At 61.2% G+C, this 12775-nt stretch carries 13 protein-coding genes and 1 pseudogene; 6 read left to right on the top strand and 8 right to left on the bottom strand.

What is annotated here, in order from left to right:
• Window positions 1-68: 68 nt before the first annotated feature.
• Window positions 69-2906, top strand: coding sequence for a DNA gyrase subunit A (gyrA, locus tag G9X67_RS12705; protein WP_171598783.1), 2838 nt, complete (start codon window positions 69-71; stop codon window positions 2904-2906).
• Between the two features lie 184 nt (window positions 2907-3090).
• Here gyrA and G9X67_RS35280 read toward each other — a convergent pair whose 3' ends face one another.
• The 3 genes and pseudogenes from G9X67_RS35280 to G9X67_RS12695 form a co-directional block, all read right to left on the bottom strand.
• Complete coding sequence (locus G9X67_RS35280) at window positions 3091-3225, bottom strand: hypothetical protein (RefSeq protein ID WP_018445350.1); 135 nt, start codon at window positions 3223-3225, stop codon at window positions 3091-3093.
• Window positions 3226-3261: 36 nt separating this feature from the next.
• Entirely contained in the window at window positions 3262-3417 is a 156-nt protein-coding gene (locus G9X67_RS12700; RefSeq protein WP_003539654.1) for a hypothetical protein, read from the bottom strand.
• 122 nt (window positions 3418-3539) lie between these two features.
• A pseudogene (locus tag G9X67_RS12695) lies at window positions 3540-3828 on the bottom strand (hypothetical protein).
• Between the two features lie 136 nt (window positions 3829-3964).
• On the opposite strand from G9X67_RS12695, the gene coaD reads away from it, so the two are divergent.
• From coaD to tgt, 5 genes are all read left to right on the top strand, one after another.
• Window positions 3965-4459, top strand: a complete 495-nt coding sequence (gene coaD / locus G9X67_RS12690) for a pantetheine-phosphate adenylyltransferase (protein WP_171598782.1) — start codon at window positions 3965-3967, stop codon at window positions 4457-4459.
• A gap of 42 nt (window positions 4460-4501) precedes the next feature.
• Entirely contained in the window at window positions 4502-5074 is a 573-nt protein-coding gene (locus tag G9X67_RS12685) for a peptidylprolyl isomerase (protein ID WP_171598781.1), read from the top strand.
• A 29-nt stretch (window positions 5075-5103) separates the two neighbouring features.
• Window positions 5104-5613 carry a peptidylprolyl isomerase gene (locus G9X67_RS12680; RefSeq protein WP_003539661.1) on the top strand — a complete coding sequence of 170 codons (510 nt, stop codon included), beginning with the start codon at window positions 5104-5106 and terminating at the stop codon, window positions 5611-5613.
• A 74-nt stretch (window positions 5614-5687) separates the two neighbouring features.
• Window positions 5688-6773 carry a tRNA preQ1(34) S-adenosylmethionine ribosyltransferase-isomerase QueA gene (gene queA, locus G9X67_RS12675; RefSeq protein ID WP_138329479.1) on the top strand — a complete coding sequence of 362 codons (1086 nt, stop codon included), beginning with the start codon at window positions 5688-5690 and terminating at the stop codon, window positions 6771-6773.
• Window positions 6770-7900, top strand: coding sequence for a tRNA guanosine(34) transglycosylase Tgt (tgt, locus tag G9X67_RS12670; RefSeq protein ID WP_138329478.1), 1131 nt, complete (start codon window positions 6770-6772; stop codon window positions 7898-7900). Before queA ends, tgt begins: the two co-directional genes overlap by 4 nt.
• 31 nt (window positions 7901-7931) lie before the next feature.
• Here tgt and G9X67_RS12665 read toward each other — a convergent pair whose 3' ends face one another.
• The 5 genes from G9X67_RS12665 to G9X67_RS12645 all read right to left on the bottom strand — a co-directional run bounded on the left by G9X67_RS12665 (window position 7932) and on the right by G9X67_RS12645 (window position 12565).
• Entirely contained in the window at window positions 7932-8360 is a 429-nt protein-coding gene (locus tag G9X67_RS12665) for a DUF4864 domain-containing protein (RefSeq protein ID WP_138329477.1), read from the bottom strand.
• Window positions 8361-8440: 80 nt separating this feature from the next.
• Window positions 8441-9706, bottom strand: coding sequence for a beta-ketoacyl-ACP synthase II (fabF, locus tag G9X67_RS12660; RefSeq protein WP_138329476.1), 1266 nt, complete (start codon window positions 9704-9706; stop codon window positions 8441-8443).
• Window positions 9707-9719: 13 nt separating this feature from the next.
• Window positions 9720-10226, bottom strand: a complete 507-nt coding sequence (locus G9X67_RS12655) for a helix-turn-helix domain-containing protein (RefSeq protein ID WP_138329475.1) — start codon at window positions 10224-10226, stop codon at window positions 9720-9722.
• Window positions 10227-10273: 47 nt separating this feature from the next.
• Complete coding sequence (locus tag G9X67_RS12650; RefSeq protein ID WP_138329474.1) at window positions 10274-10573, bottom strand: hypothetical protein; 300 nt, start codon at window positions 10571-10573, stop codon at window positions 10274-10276.
• 129 nt (window positions 10574-10702) lie between these two features.
• On the bottom strand, window positions 10703-12565 hold the full coding sequence (locus G9X67_RS12645) for a calcium-binding protein (protein WP_138329473.1): 1863 nt from the start codon (window positions 12563-12565) through the stop codon (window positions 10703-10705).
• Window positions 12566-12775 lie beyond the last annotated feature (210 nt).

The following is a 12775-nucleotide window of genomic DNA, read 5'->3' as shown; positions in this document are numbered from 1 at the left end:
AAATTGGCGCGGCAACAGGCTTTCCGCTATAAATCTTCAAGTGATTCTAGAAGAGATCGTGATCTGTTTTGACTGAGCAAACACCCCCCGGCGGCGGGAAGCTCCCGCCAGGCATCGAGCCCATCTCCATCATGGAGGAAATGCAGCGGTCGTATCTCGATTACGCCATGAGCGTCATCGTCAGCCGCGCGCTGCCCGACGTGCGCGACGGCCTGAAGCCCGTGCACCGGCGCATCCTCTACGGCATGTCCGAGCTCGGCATCGACTGGAACAAGAAATACGTCAAATGCGCCCGCGTCACCGGTGACGTGATGGGTAAATTCCATCCGCACGGCAATTCCGCGATCTATGATGCGCTCGCCCGCATGGCGCAACCATGGTCGCTGCGGCTGCCGCTGATCGATGGTCAGGGCAATTTCGGCTCGGTCGATGGTGATCCGCCGGCGGCCGAACGTTACACCGAATGCCGCCTCGAAAAGGCTGCCCACTCGTTGCTCGACGATCTCGACAAGGAAACCGTCGATTTCCGCGACAACTACGACGGCACGCTCTCCGAGCCGGTCGTGGTGCCCGCCAAATTCCCGAACCTGCTTGTTAACGGCGCCGGCGGCATTGCCGTCGGCATGGCGACCAACATCCCGCCGCACAATCTCTCCGAAGTCATCGACGGCTGCATCGCGCTGATCGACGACCCGGCCATCGAGCTGCCGGAACTGATCCAGATCATTCCCGGCCCCGATTTCCCGACGGGTGCGAAGATCCTTGGCCGTGCCGGCATCCGCTCTGCCTATGAGACCGGTCGCGGCTCCGTCATCATGCGCGGCGTCGCTGCCATCGAGCCGATGCGCGGTGACCGCGAGCAGATCATCATTACCGAGATTCCCTACCAGGTGAACAAGGCGACGATGATCGAGAAGATGGCCGAGCTGGTGCGCGACAAGCGCATCGAAGGCATCTCCGACCTGCGCGACGAATCCGACCGCCAGGGGTATCGCGTCGTCGTCGAGCTGAAGCGCGATGCCAACGCCGAGGTCATCCTGAACCAGCTTTATCGCTATACGCCGCTGCAGACCTCCTTCGGCTGCAACATGGTGGCGCTGAACGGCGGCAAGCCTGAACAGCTGACCTTGCTCGACATGCTGCGCGCTTTCGTCTCCTTCCGCGAGGAAGTCGTTAGCCGGAGAACGAAATTCCTGCTGCGCAAGGCGCGTGACCGTGCCCATGTGTTGGTCGGTCTCGCCATTGCCGTCGCCAATATCGACGAAGTCATTCGCGTCATCCGCCAGGCGCCCGATCCGCAGTCGGCCCGCGAAGAACTGATGACCCGCCGCTGGCCGGCGGAAGATGTCGAAAGCCTGATCCGTCTGATCGACGATCCGCGCCATCGCATCAATGACGACCTCACCTACAATCTCTCCGAAGAGCAGGCCCGCGCCATCCTCGAACTGCGCCTTGCCCGCCTGACGGCGCTTGGCCGCGACGAAATCGGCGACGAACTCAACAAGATCGGCGAGGAAATCAAGGATTATCTCGATATTCTTTCCTCGCGCGTCCGCATCCAGACCATCGTCAAGGACGAACTTCTCGCCGTCCGCGACGAGTTCGGCACGCCGCGCCGCACCGAGATCATCGATGGCGGCCTCGAAATGGACGATGAGGATCTGATCGCCCGCGAAGACATGGTCGTCACCGTCTCGCATCTCGGTTATATCAAGCGCGTACCGCTCACCACCTACCGCGCCCAGCGGCGCGGTGGCAAAGGTCGCTCCGGCATGACCACCCGCGACGAAGATTTCGTTAGCCGGCTATTCGTCGTCAATACCCATACGCCGGTGCTGTTCTTCTCCTCGCGTGGCATCGTCTACAAGGAGAAGGTCTGGCGCCTGCCGATCGGCACGCCGACCTCGCGCGGCAAGGCGCTGATCAATATGCTGCCGCTCGCACCGGGCGAGCGCATCACCACCATCCTGCCATTGCCCGAGGACGAGACGAGCTGGGACAATCTCGACGTTATGTTCTCGACGACGCGCGGCACGGTTCGCCGCAACAAGCTGTCTGACTTCGTCCAGGTCAACCGCAACGGCAAGATCGCCATGAAGCTCGAGGAGGAGGGCGACGAAATCCTCTCCGTCGAGACCTGCACGGAAGATGACGACGTGCTTTTGACGACGGCGCTCGGCCAGTGCATCCGCTTCTCCGTCGACGATGTCCGCGTCTTTGCCGGCCGCAACTCGATCGGCGTGCGCGGCATCAATCTCGGCGATAGCGACCGCATCATCTCCATGACGATCGTTGGTCATGTCGATGCCGAGCCGTGGGAGCGTGCTGCCTATCTCAAGCGTTCCGCCACCGAACGCCGGGCGACGGGCGTGGATGAAGAGGATATTGCGCTGGTCGGTGAAGAAGTCACCGAGGAGGGACAGCTCTCCGACGAGCGCTATGACGAGTTGAGAGCACGCGAACAATTCGTGCTCACCGTCTCCCAAAAGGGCTTCGGCAAGCGTTCGTCCTCCTATGACTTCCGTATCTCCGGTCGCGGCGGCAAGGGCATCCGCGCCACCGATACGTCGAAAACAGGCGAGATCGGCGAGTTGGTCGCTGCCTTCCCGGTCGATGACGGCGACCAGATCATGCTGGTCTCCGATGGCGGTCAGCTGATCCGCGTGCCGGTCGGCGGCATCCGTATCGCCAGCCGCGCCACCAAGGGCGTCACCATCTTCTCGACGGCCAAGGACGAGAAAGTCGTCTCGGTCGAGCGCATCAGCGAGCCGGAAGAGGATGAGACGGAAGAGGCTGTCGAGGTCGCCGAAGGCGCCCCTGTCACCGACGAAGGTTCTGCCGATGAAGGTGGCGGCGACGAGGCGCCGATTGCCGATGGCGATCCGGCCGGGCCGGCCGAGGAATGATCAAATGAACGGGGCGGCTTCGAGCCGCCCTTTTCTTTTCAAGCCGCCCTTTTTCTTTTCAAACCGGATGATGGTTGAGGACTGCACCCAAAGAAAAAAGCCGGACGCTGGGTGCATCCGGCTTTGAATAGCCCTGGCGACGGAAGGGTGCCGCTCAAGGGTGGGAAGAGGAGAGAAAGGAACGTCAGAATGCTCTATGTTTTTCGTTCAGCGCCTTCACCTCTTCGCCTTCGCGCCGGAGCGCTGAAATCGTCGAGGCCACAGACACGATGAACATCACGCTGATGAGGGCGGTGAGCACTGTCAAGATCGTGAACATAGGCATTCCTTTCCTGGGGAGTTGCGTTCTCGCCCCTCAGTACTGGCCCAGTACGGCCGTCCGGGCCGAAGCATAGGGTCCATAAACCTTGGACGTATCAACCTTCTGATCATAGAGAGCGACAGTTGCGGTCAGCATGCCCGTGACCATTACCATCCAGAGCACGTTAATCATCGTAATCTTGCCGGGCATTTTTAATCCTTCCGCGCCGCTCTATGTATCGGTTGAATGAACGCATCCGTCTGTAAATGGTTCCGCCGGATGTTGATCGGGTGTTTACCAATGCCGATCTGAAGCGACCTTGAATGTCTCGTTCATCTGGCATTCAGATTCGAAGCTCGTTTTTCGCGCAGCCGGCCCTGGGCGCGCACGATCGCCGCATGCTCGGCAAGCTCCGGCCGCACCCAGCTCATCTCGTATCGATCGGCGAAATAGCCATAGGCCATCTCGGCGGCGAGGGAGGAAATGACGGCAAGTGCAACGAGCACGATCAGCATGGACCTGGTCTTTCGGGGGAGCGCCGGATGCCGGAATGGCATCGGCTGCTTTGATGATCGGAGTTAAGCAGATCCAGTCTGAAACGGTCTTGAACGGCCCATTCATCCGCCGTTTAACCGCCCGGCGCATAACTTCCTTTACGCGTCTGAAAAGACGCGCGGCGGTCTAGCCGGAGCTGGGCAAATCACTTGCGAGAAGGCGTCATCCGTGACAAAAGGCGTCAAACCAACGGTCGGGCCACATGACGACAGCTTTCTATCCGGGGTCCTTCGACCCGATCACCAATGGGCATGTGGATGTTCTGGTCCAGGCGCTCAACGTCGCCGAAAAGGTGATCGTCGCGATCGGCATCCATCCCGGCAAGGCGCCGCTCTTTTCCTTCGAGGAGAGAGCTGAGCTGATCCGCCGTTCTCTGGCTGAAGCGCTGCCTGGCAAGGCCGGCGACATCACCGTCGTCTCCTTCGACAATCTGGTCGTCGATGCCGCCCGCATCCATGGCGCCACGCTGTTGATCCGCGGTCTGCGCGACGGAACCGACCTCGATTACGAAATGCAGATGGCCGGCATGAACCGGACGATGGCGCCCGATATCCAGACCATCTTTTTGCCGGCGGGCACGGCCTCGCGGCCCATTACCGCCACATTGGTCCGCCAGATCGCCGCCATGGGCGGCGATGTCAGCGCTTTCGTGCCGGCCGCTGTCTTGCAAGCCCTCACATCCAAGCGCCCAAACTAGCAAGCGCAAAGACTAGGCGGAACCCGCCGCAATGGAGCTCATATGAAACTCTTTTATCTCGCATTTGCCGGCGTGTTGTATCTCGCCTCCTTCGCGGGGGATGCCTTCGCCCAGTCGGCCGACCATTATCTCACCATCCAGCTGAAGGATGGCCCTGTTGTCATCCAGCTCATGCCTGAAGTGGCGCCGAAGCATGTCGCCCAGATCGAGGCGCTGGCCAAGAAGGGCGAATACGATAACGTCGCCTTCCATCGCGTCATCGATGGCTTCATGGCTCAGACCGGCGACGTCAAATACGGCAACATGGAAAAGGGCTTCGATGCGAGCCTCGCCGGCACCGGCTCCTCGGATATGCCTGACATCCCGGCTGAATTCTCCAAGACCCCGTTCGTGCGCGGTACGGTCGGCATGGCCCGCTCGCAGGATCCGAATTCCGCCAATTCGCAGTTCTTCATCATGTTCGCCGAAGGCTCCTTCCTGAACGGCCAGTACACCGTCGTCGGCAAGGTCGTCTCCGGCATGGAGAACGTCGACAAGATCAAGAAGGGCGAAGGCCAGAACGGCGAAGTCAAAAGTCCCGACCGGATGATCAAGGTCACCCTGGGCAAGAAGTAAGTTACGATAGAAACAAGAGGAGAAGGCAAATGGCCGAGATCAAGGATCCCGAAAACACCGTCATTCTGGAAACCACCAAGGGCAAGGTTGTCATTCAGCTTTTGCCGCAGGTCGCCCCGGAACATGTCGCCCGCATCAAGGAACTCGCTCGCGAGAAGGCCTATGACGGTGTCGTCTTCCACCGCGTCATCCAGGACTTTATGGCCCAGACGGGCGATGTCGAATTCGGCAAGAAGGGCTCGGAAACCTTCAATCCCAGCCGCGCCGGCATGGGCGGCTCCTCGAAGCCGGATCTGAAGGCCGAATTCTCGGCGACCACGCATACGCGCGGCACCTGCTCGATGGCCCGTTCGCAGAACCCGAACTCGGCCAATTCGCAGTTCTTCATCTGCTTCACCGACGCGCCCTGGCTGAACAAGCAGTATTCGGTCTGGGGCCAGGTCATCGAAGGCATGGACAACGTCGACAAGATCAAGCGCGGCGAGCCGGTTTCCGATCCGGACTCGATCGTCTCCATGCGGGTTGCCGCCGACGTCTGATTATGATTTCTGCTGAAACCCGCCCTTGCGCATAGCTGCGTGGGGCGGGTTTCGCTTTGCCTGAAAGTGCCCTGATGCGCGTAGACCTTTTCGATTTCGATCTGCCCGACGAACGCATAGCGTTGCGGCCCGCCGAGCCGCGTGACAGCGCGCGCCTGCTCGTCATCGATCCGAATGCGGAAAACAGCCTGTCGGATCACCGCGTCGGCGATCTCACATCCTTCTTGCGGGCTGGCGACGCACTGGTCTTCAACGATACCAAGGTCATTCCCGCCCAGCTCGAGGGCATCCGCCATCGCGACGGCGCCGGCGGCCAACAGGTGTCTGCCACGCTGCACATGCGCACCGGCCCCAGCCGCTGGAAGGCCTTCGCCAAGCCCGGCAAGCGCATCAAGCAGGGCGATCGCATCGGCTTCGGCCATTCCGGCGAAAGCTGTTTCCTCGGTTCGCTCGATGCCACCGTCGAGGAAAAGGGCGAGGCCGGCGAGGTGACGCTGCTGTTTGATCTCTCGGGCCCGGCGCTCGACGAGGCGATCGCCGCCGTCGGCCATATCCCGCTGCCGCCCTATATCGCCGCCAAGCGCCCTGACGACGAGCGCGACCGCGCCGATTACCAGACGATCTACGCTCGCGAGGAGGGCGCCGTTGCCGCCCCCACCGCCGGCCTGCATTTCACACCTGCGCTGTTCGAAGCGCTCGACAAGGCCGGCATCGAACGCCATTTCGTCACGCTGCATGTCGGCGCCGGCACCTTCCTGCCGGTCAAGGCCGACGATACTGCCGATCACAAGATGCATCTCGAAAGCGGCTATGTCAGCGCCGAGATCGCCGCCCGGCTGAATGCCGTGCGAGAAAGAGGCGGGCGCATCGTCTGCGTCGGCACGACCTCGCTGCGGCTCATCGAGAGTGCAGCCGAGGAAAGCGGAGAGGTCATGCCCTGGGCCGGCGCTACCGGCATTTTCATCACGCCCGGTTACCGCTTCAAGGCGGTCGACATGCTGATGACCAATTTCCACCTGCCGCGCTCGACGCTGTTCATGCTGGTCTCGGCCTTCGCCGGCTTCGAGACCATGCACGCGGCTTATAAACACGCCATTTCGACGGGCTACCGCTTCTACTCTTACGGCGACGCGAGCCTTCTTTTCCGGAAAGACAGATGACAGATAACTTCCAATTCACCCTTGACAAGACCGACGCCGGCGCACGCCTTGGCCAAATCTCCATGCCGCGCGGCGAGATCCGCACGCCGGCCTTCATGCCGGTCGGCACCGTCGGTACGGTCAAGGCGATGTATCTCGACCAGGTGCGCGAGACCGGCGCCGACATCATCCTCGGCAATACCTATCACCTGATGCTGCGCCCGACGGCCGAGCGCGTCGCCCGGCTCGGCGGCTTGCATAAGCTCATTCGCTGGGAACATCCGATCCTGACGGACTCGGGCGGCTTCCAGGTCATGTCGCTGTCCGGCCTGCGCAAGCTCGACGAGCAGGGCGTCACCTTCAAGTCGCATGTCGATGGCAGCCTGCACCATATGTCGCCGGAGCGCTCCATTGAAATCCAGGGGCTGCTCGGCTCCGACATCCAGATGCAGCTCGACGAATGCGTGGCGCTGCCGGCCGAGCCGAAGGAGATCGAGCGCGCCATGGAAATGTCGCTGCGCTGGGCCGAGCGCTGCAGGGTCGCCTTCGGCGAGCAGCCCGGCAAGGCGATGTTCGGCATCGTCCAGGGCGGCGATATCCCGGCGCTACGCATCCGCTCGGCCGAGGCGCTGAGCCAGCTCGACCTCAAGGGCTATGCGATCGGCGGCCTTGCCGTCGGCGAGCCGCAGGACGTCATGCTGCAGATGCTGGAAACGACGCTGCCGGTCCTTCCTCTGGAAAAGCCGCGTTACCTCATGGGCGTCGGCACGCCTGATGATATTCTGAAATCGGTCGCCCGCGGCATCGACATGTTTGACTGCGTCATGCCGACCCGCTCCGGCCGCCACGGCCTGGCCTTCACTCGCCGCGGCAAGGTCAATATCCGCAATGCCCGCCATGCCGAGGATATGCGCCCGCTCGACGAACAGTCGAACTGCCCGGCCTCGCGTGATTATTCGCGCGCCTATCTGCACCATCTCGTCCGCGCCAACGAAGCGCTCGGCGGCATGCTGCTCTCCTGGCACAATCTCGCCTATTACCAGGAGCTGATGCAGGGCATCCGCAAGGCGATCGCCGAAGGCCGCTTCGCCGATTTCATGGCGAAAACGCAGGAGGAATGGGCGAGGGGCGATCTTCAACCCGTTTGATTCAATCAGACGAAGTTCGATCAGATTGGGATCAAATGCCCTTGCTGTCTGCGTCCGGCATGATCTGCACGCCGTTGATCCTGTAGCTGCCGTCCGGTTGACGCATGATCTGGTAGATCGCTGTCCAGTCCTTGCCGTCCCGGCCTGAAATCAGCACCTCGTGATAGATCAGCGCGCCGTTGTCGATCGAGCGGCTGCGCCCGAAGGCGTAGTTGCCGGGGTGATAGACCGGCTCGTAGCTCTTCTTCACCATGGCGAAGAACAGGTTCTTGTCGGGATACATCGCCTTAATGCCGGGGGCGGCGAAGGAATAGGCGGTCTCGGCATCGTCCTTGAGAAAGGCGTTGATTTGGTCCTCGATCATCGTCCGCGTCGTGTCGATCGGATCTTCGGCGCGGGCCGAGACAGGGGAGAGGAAGGACGCGGCACACAGAATAAGAACTGCGAAGAAGGCGCGCATGGGGTATCTCCGGCTCTATCGGGGAAGGATCGCCGATAGAGCAGAAGTGTAGGCGATTTTCAGCGCAAGGAAAGTGGACTTTAGGACCAGCGGCGGAACAGGGCGCTGGCATTCACTCCGCCGAAGCCGAAACCGTTGGTAATGGCGTAGTCCATCGCCAGCGGCCGCGCCGTCTTGCCGACGATATCGATGCCGTCGGCATCAGGATCGGCCTCATCGAGGTTGCGGGTCGGCGGTGCGATTTGGTCCCGCAGCGCAAGGATGGTGAAGATCGCCTCCAGGCCGCCGGCGGCGCCAAGCAGGTGGCCGGTCGCCGATTTCGTCGCGCTGACGGCAATACCGCCATTGCGGCCGAAAACCGTGCCTATCGCCGCGATCTCGCCTCTGTCACCGACCGGTGTCGAGGTCGCATGCGCGTTCAGATGCCTGACCTCGGAGGCCGGGATCTTCGCCTGCCTGAGTGCCGCCTCCATCGCTCGCCGGGCGCCATCGCCGTCTTCTGGGCCTGATGTCATGTGGTAGGCGTCCGCCGCCGTGCCGTAGCCGACGAGTTCGGCGAGCGGTGTGGCGCCGCGGGCAAGCGCGTGCTCCAGCGTCTCGATGACCAGGATGCCTGCGCCTTCGCCCATGACGAAACCGTCGCGCGCCGTGTCGAAGGGGCGAGACGCCAGTTCCGGCGTCTCGTTGAAACCGGTGGAAAGCGCACGCGCAGCGGCAAAGCCGCCGAGGCTCACCTTGTCGATACAGGCCTCGGCACCGCCGCAAATCGCCACATCCGCTTCGCCGGAGCGGATCAGCCGTGCCGCATCGCCGATCGCCTGGACGCTGGCGGCACAGGCCGTCACCGGAGCACCCAGCGGCCCTTTGAAGCCGTAACGGATGCTGACCTGGCCGGCGGCGAGGTTGACGAGGAAGGAGGGCACGGTGAAGGGCGACAGCCGCCGCACGCCGCGCGTTTCGCCGATCCGCACCGCTTCAGCGATGGCAGGAAAGCCGCCGACGCCCGACGCGATGATCGTTGCCGTGCGCTCCCGCTCGCCTTCATCAACGGGCATCCAGCCGGCCTGCCTCACCGCTTCTTCCGTCGCTGCCATGGCGAAGTGGATGAAGCGGTCCATCTTCTTCTGGTCCTTCGGCGTGATGTAACGGTCTGGATCAAAACCAGCCTCCGCATCCTCAGCGATACCAGGAACGATGCCACCGACCTTGGCCGAGAGCTCGCCGACAATATCCTCCGCCAGCACCCGCAGCCCCGAACCGCCATCGAGAAGACGCTTCCAGGTGGGCTCGACGCCGGTGCCGAGTGGCGAGACAAGTCCCATACCGGTGACAACGATGCGATCCATTCTTTTGTCCTTTCTATGCGTCGATGCCGAGATACCAGGCGCGCATGCGGGCGATCCGCTGGTGCACCTCGTCATCGGCGGCTGGACCTGCAAGCAGGCTGGTGTTTTCAGGTGTCACTTCTTCGCCGGTCCGCGCATCGACCAGCATCGTCTGGCGCTCTTTGCCGGAAGCGGTATCGCCCAAGAGAAAGGCGAGGTCCTCTTCGGGAATGTGCTGGCTTCCCCAGGAAAACAGCGTCATCAGAACAGGAAAGAAGTCACGGCCCTTGTCCGTCAGCCGATATTCGTAGCGGGCAGGGTGCTGATGGTAGAGACGCCGTTCGAACAGCCCCTTTTCCGTCAGATGTTTCAGCCGCCGCGTCAGGATGTTCGGCGCCACGCCGAGGCTTTTCTGGAATTCGTCGAAGCGTGAAAGCCCCTGGAAGGCATCGCGCAGGATCAGCATGCTCCACCAGTCGCCGACGCTGTCGAGCGCGCGCGCCGCCGGGCATTTGAAATCGCTGAAACTCGTTCGCTGCATGGCTGATGTCACTACAGCAGTGACTATCATCATGCAAGTTAGTTATCTCAAACGTCACCCTCGAAAATACGGGCAAGCAGGATGCCGGCAACGAGCATGCCCGCTGCCACGAAGATCGTGTCACCCGGCGTGCCGATATAGAGCGGCCCGATATTGGCAAAGAGCAGGAAGGCGATGAGGAAATTCGCCCAGCCCCACACGACATTCGCCGTCGGTGAGCCGAGCTTTGCCCCTTGCGCGAAGGGGATGCGGAAGCGCCGGCCGCTGACCCCGGCGACGAAATGCGGGATGCCGTTGGTCAGAAATGCCGCGGCGATGAAATGGACGATATAGGCGATCCAGGGCAAAGGCTTCTCCGTTGCGGCACGAGTGGCGTCAACGGAGAATGTGGCCGGGATTTAGGCTCCGGCAAGAGGGGGGATGCGACCGCCCGTGACGCTGCAGGCCGGCCCCCGCAATGAGACGAGCCGACCGGCTCAGACAAGCAGGAGATCTTTGAAGTGAAGTGCGGCGGAATTGTCGAGATCGGCGACATGGATTGCCCCGCCTGCTGCGCTTCCATCCGCATCATAGGATAAAATGCCGCTGGCCTGATCGTAGATCAGCTTGTCATCAGCCTCGAGCGCCTTCGTTCCCAGAACGAAATTCTCGGCCGAAAAGCTCGATGGCTTGAGCCCGGTGAAGACAGCGTCGTCGAACACCAGCTTATCGCCTGCGGCTGAAGAGAAATCGACGATCTTGTCAACGCTGGTATTGCTGGGCTTCACATCGAAGACGAAGGAATCGCCTCCGCCTCCGCCCGTGAGAACGTCAGCACCGGTCTTGCCGATCAGCTTGTCATTGCCAAGCCCGCCGATCAATCGGTCGTTCCCTTTCCCGCCGTTGAGAAAATTGTTTCCGTCGTTGCCCGTGAGAATGTTGGCCGTATTGTTGCCTGTCGCGCTGAGATTGGCCGTCCCGGTCAAGGTGAGGTTTTCGATCATTCCGACCGTATGCTTCTGATCGGCCAGGCTGAAGCTGATCGAAGCCTTTACGGTATCCGTTCCGCCGCCCCGGCTTTCGTCGACGATCTGGTTCGCATTGGTCACGGTGAAGGTGTCGTTGCCGGCGCCGCCATAGAGATGGTTGGTGGCCGGCGGCGTGCTGGCGCCGCTGCCTGCTACCTCGATGATCAAGGGATGATCGGTGACATCGAGCGTCAGCGACGACACGTTGCTGAGGCTTTTGATCGCCGTCGTCCCGGTCACCGGGTCGAAGACCTTCACAGAGCCGAACGAGGCCCCGAGATTGACTTTGACGGCTGTTGTCGCGGCCTGAATGGCTGTGTCGGAGGACTGGTTCCAGATATCTGGCTCGTTCCAGACGATGATCTGGTAGCTTCCTTCCGATTTTTCCGTCAGCAGGCTGCGGGCCGACGACGGCAGACCGTCGATCGAATAATTGAGTGTTCCCGCGCTGAAGCTCGCCTTCGTTGCGCCGTCGTCTTCAAGGATGGCGGTCAGATTGTGGATCGCCGTTGCAGCCGGTTTGGCTGAATAGTCGAGATGAAAGAGACCGAAATGCCGCTCCTGGTTGGTGCCCTGCGGATCGGAATAGGCGTCCAGCAGCTCGTAGATGAATGTCTTTTTCGATCCGAGGGCCGCACCGTCCATCAGCGTATTGAGCAGGAGCTTTGCCTGCGTCGCTTCGCTGACGCCTTCCCAACCGCCATTGGTGTCGGCGGTGAGCGAGGTGTGGTAACCGGTTTCGGTGATCGCCAGTGGCTTGCCCGGATCGGCAGCGCGCTGAACGCCGGATTCTCGGGAAAGCCACGAGAATGGCTGGTCGCCATCCTTCGCATAGGTGTGGATCGTCGTGTAGTCGGAGGCCGAAGCGACCGTATATCCGGTAAAGCCGAGGACTGGGATATTCTTCAGCAAGGGATCGGCGTTGACCGCGGCAGACAGGTCCTTCTGATAGGCGACTGCTGCTGCCTGGCCGCTCAGCCCATGATAGCTGACCGGCCAGTTATTGACTTCGTTCGGACCTTCGATGCCGACGACCGATCCGGGATGGGCTTGCACGAAGGCATGCAGCCGCTGGGCGACAGTGGCGGGGTCGACTTCGCGCTGGGCGCTGAAAACGAATTGTACGCCGGCTTCCGCGGCATCGCCGAGATGCGTTTGGCCGTTGGGATCGGAGGCGGAGTTGGGGGCGTGATCGCGAACGGTATCAAGGCCAAGATAGTCGAGAGCCTTAACAACTTCTCCGACATTGGAATATTTTCCGTCGGTGTAGTCGATATGCGTGTCAATTCCAAAGGAACGAATAATATCGTTTATTCTAACGGCTTGAGCCAAAGTTTTTCTCCCAGTTTATGAGGGAATTGGCGATGGGAATTTATTCTTCACATTTCTGATGCCAATTCGATTTAATACACGAGGAGGGCCGTGCAGTACTGCCCGTTAACCATGATAAATTGTCCTGAATGTGGCCCGCGCCGGATCGGTTTTAATACAGAATCTGCGCTTGCATTTTTGCATCCAGCCGGCCGATCATGACCCCGTGAA

The organism is Rhizobium sp. WYCCWR 11152 (assembly GCF_013087615.1).
In the GTDB taxonomy this organism is placed as follows: domain Bacteria; phylum Pseudomonadota; class Alphaproteobacteria; order Rhizobiales; family Rhizobiaceae; genus Rhizobium; species Rhizobium indicum.
This window is presented reverse-complemented; position numbering and strand designations above follow the sequence as displayed.

Coding starts and splice junctions, on each gene's coding strand:
- fabF (WP_138329476.1), bottom strand. CDS start 9,706: ATGGATCGCATCGTTGTCACCGGTATGGGACTTGTCTCGCCACTCGGC.
- G9X67_RS12700 (WP_003539654.1), bottom strand. CDS start 3,417: ATGCCCGGCAAGATTACGATGATTAACGTGCTCTGGATGGTAATGGTC.
- tgt (WP_138329478.1), top strand. CDS start 6,770: ATGACAGATAACTTCCAATTCACCCTTGACAAGACCGACGCCGGCGCA.
- G9X67_RS12655 (WP_138329475.1), bottom strand. CDS start 10,226: ATGCAGCGAACGAGTTTCAGCGATTTCAAATGCCCGGCGGCGCGCGCG.
- G9X67_RS12680 (WP_003539661.1), top strand. CDS start 5,104: ATGGCCGAGATCAAGGATCCCGAAAACACCGTCATTCTGGAAACCACC.
- G9X67_RS12685 (WP_171598781.1), top strand. CDS start 4,502: ATGAAACTCTTTTATCTCGCATTTGCCGGCGTGTTGTATCTCGCCTCC.
- queA (WP_138329479.1), top strand. CDS start 5,688: ATGCGCGTAGACCTTTTCGATTTCGATCTGCCCGACGAACGCATAGCG.
- G9X67_RS35280 (WP_018445350.1), bottom strand. CDS start 3,225: ATGTTCACGATCTTGACAGTGCTCACCGCCCTCATCAGCGTGATGTTC.
- coaD (WP_171598782.1), top strand. CDS start 3,965: ATGACGACAGCTTTCTATCCGGGGTCCTTCGACCCGATCACCAATGGG.
- G9X67_RS12665 (WP_138329477.1), bottom strand. CDS start 8,360: ATGCGCGCCTTCTTCGCAGTTCTTATTCTGTGTGCCGCGTCCTTCCTC.